3 protein-coding genes are annotated in these 2,671 nt (G+C 47.5%); all 3 read right to left on the bottom strand.

Annotation, left to right across the window (positions count from 1 at the left end; translation table 11 throughout):
* Nucleotides 1-135: 135 nt before the first annotated feature.
* Nucleotides 136-1,326: a hypothetical protein gene (locus CUZ56_RS14800; protein WP_126981189.1), complete on the bottom strand. Its 1,191-nt coding sequence runs from the start codon at nucleotides 1,324-1,326 to the stop codon at nucleotides 136-138.
* Between the two features lie 109 nt (nucleotides 1,327-1,435).
* Entirely contained in the window at nucleotides 1,436-2,272 is an 837-nt protein-coding gene (locus CUZ56_RS14795) for a hypothetical protein (protein WP_126981188.1), read from the bottom strand.
* 14 nt (nucleotides 2,273-2,286) lie between these two features.
* On the bottom strand, nucleotides 2,287-2,671 hold a 385-nt coding region (locus tag CUZ56_RS14790; RefSeq protein ID WP_126981187.1), incomplete at its 5' end, for a DUF2345 domain-containing protein.

Genomic DNA, 2,671 nt, shown 5'->3' with positions numbered 1-2,671 from the left:
CTGATGCCTGACGCTTCGCCTTGTTCTTCACCATCACCTTGCGCCTCAAAGCTGTATCTCAACTCTGTCTGGGACATTTTGGTTCTTCCTTAATTCTCAGTTTTTACCATTTCACATTATTGACACTGCAAAAATCTAGCCCCTTGCGACAGGAACCGGTGGCAGCTCTGTGACATAAACCTCATTGCCTCGTCTGTGCTGCCAGTACTTCTGTGTGCCAAAGTCAAGATAATGTGATATGACTTCCTGTTCTGTAATATCAGCGATTCGCCAATTGTTACCATAATCCCGGCTTAACAGCCATTTGCTGTCTATGAAATTGGGCATTTTGAGAATGGCGGCAACCTGCCCATCAGCGCCGGTATAAAATTCTTCAACCGGCAGAAAAGTAAAATTAAAAGCGCGGTTTACCTTGAACTCATCTGCTTGCAGCCAGCCAAAATGCAATGCGGGGTTTTCCGTTGTCAATTCATTTTCCCAGTTACATTGCGCAGCACCGCCACACTCCAGGTAAGTAAGGTAAAAGCCTTCTTCACCTGGCACCGGTGCCATGTTTAAAATGCGCTTGCCTTGCACAATATGCTTAGGCGGCATCGGATTCAGGTCAATCGTTTCGTTGTCTGCCGGTACTTCATAAATCTCACTTTGCAACTGGCCGGTCGTCTCGTTTTGCTTGCATAGAGAAAACAGCAGATTGCCCTGCAGATCGACCATTGCACAATCAGCAGAAAGGCCTGCAAACGGCAGTTTATCAAACCCCGAATAAGGGATGTAACGCTTTTGCCAGTTGGCACCACCATCACGGGTTTGCCACAGCAGGTTTTCATCCACCAGGATATAACCGTTGACACCCTGCTTATCAAAATAGATGCCAGAAGCTTCCCCCTGCCCAAACTTCTGGGCTCTCAGGTCAACCTGCGTGAATGTCCGCCCCTGATTTTCAGAGCGCCAAAAGAACAAATTTGTCGGTTCATTTTTGGTGTAGTCATACCACTGCACCAGTACATAAATTTTGCTTAGATCGGCACTGACCCACCAAAAACCGTTTTGCCCATACTCCTGGAACAAAATTTCTGTCGGGCCGTTAAGCCTGCTGCCCAGCACCCTGACTGTGCGCCTGTTGAGCCTTTGCTCTGAATCGTTCATCCAGGCTTCAGTGAACTGCGGTTTATATGTATCCGGGTCGGCTCCTTGCCTTGGCATCAGTTCCAACCTCGCCGGAGTCAGAGGATCGAAAATGTAAAACACGCCATCTGGTGCCACACGCATCTGCCCGCCTGCCGCAGGCAGAATGCCCTCAACAATGTTCCCCTGATACTCCCACATATTGCCCTCTTCTTTTTAATGCTGCCATGGCATCATGGCTGGCATCTGAATACAAAATATATAAAATGCATTTCCGACTTTTATTGCTTAAATGCAGAACAAATAATCGTCATGACCAAATCGAGCCAAATATATTCTGGAGAAGACCTCGAAGACGTTTTCTCGGTAATCTCACACCATGTGCTTCGTGAACAAAATCCTCGATATCATCAAGACCATAGCCCGCAAGAATCGCTGCAAACTCGGCGGCCATTTTTGTTTTTTTCCACAGGCTTGTTGCTCTAACCAAGTACATTCCCACTTCGAAAGCTTGATCAAACGTATCTGCTCTTCCCTCTCCTGTCCACTCTTTCATATCCGGCGTCAGACATACAAGAATCAGATCCTTAACGCCCATGTTGATAAAACCACCATCAATGTAGGCTGCAGGATGGGTTCCAAAAGCAAACATTCTGAAATTCCGGCCATTTAGCTCCAGTCCTTTAAAGCTCGCTGCTGAAACACGGGAAGAAATACTCGGATCCACTTGTGACTTTGTCGTCACCGTTTTCGAACTGGTATTCTGTTTGAACCCATCCTCCATGTACACCTGCAAATAGTACCTGGCATCTTCCAGCCATGCCTTCCCGACTGCAGAAAGATACTTGTATGTAATGTCGGTGAACCGGCGGATATATTTATCGCCATAGCCCTCATAGTAGTCAGGAACTTCATGCTGGCATCCCCTGTGGCGATTCTCAAAATCACACTTCCGTGAAAGCCAGCCAGCGGTTCCGCCCGTTTTTTTCTTATCATAGTAATAGTCAACGGTGCCAATAGCTGAGTCTGGTGCTGGCGTAACGTCTATATCACAACGATCGTTACTGAGATGCTGCACCACAGTTGTCTGGCTTTGCATGCCGGCAAGGCCGCTGGTAATTTTTGTAAGATCCACAATATCGTTCATGGTATTTTCTTTGCTTAACCGAGTTGATCTAATTTCAGATGAGCCCGTATTTTTTCCGGAAAGTCAAAATACTCTGTCAGGGTGTACCCGTTTTCATCGGTAACGCCTGTCGTTGAAGAGCCGTCCGGGAAAAACAGGGTGTATTCCTTGTTTGCATACGGCACGCCGTCATCATCAACAAAATGAAAACGCAGGTTGTAATTCCCTTCCAGCTTGGGCAAATGAGGCATTGCATAGCTCAAACTAGTCGGTCCCTTGAACGGGAAACTCGCCGCCTTATGCTCTATGATCCCCGGACCGTGCAGATAAATGTTGCCGTCCCTGATCTTGATATAAGCCCCGCCCGATGTCAGCAAGATCTCCTTCTCCGCTGCCACCTCCACCTTGTCTTCTGTGGAC

Origin of the sequence: Saezia sanguinis, assembly GCF_003991585.1 — a bacterium.
GTDB lineage: Bacteria > Pseudomonadota > Gammaproteobacteria > Burkholderiales > Burkholderiaceae_C > Saezia > Saezia sanguinis.
Note: the sequence above shows the minus strand (reverse complement) of the source record. Positions and strands in the feature narration are given on the sequence as shown.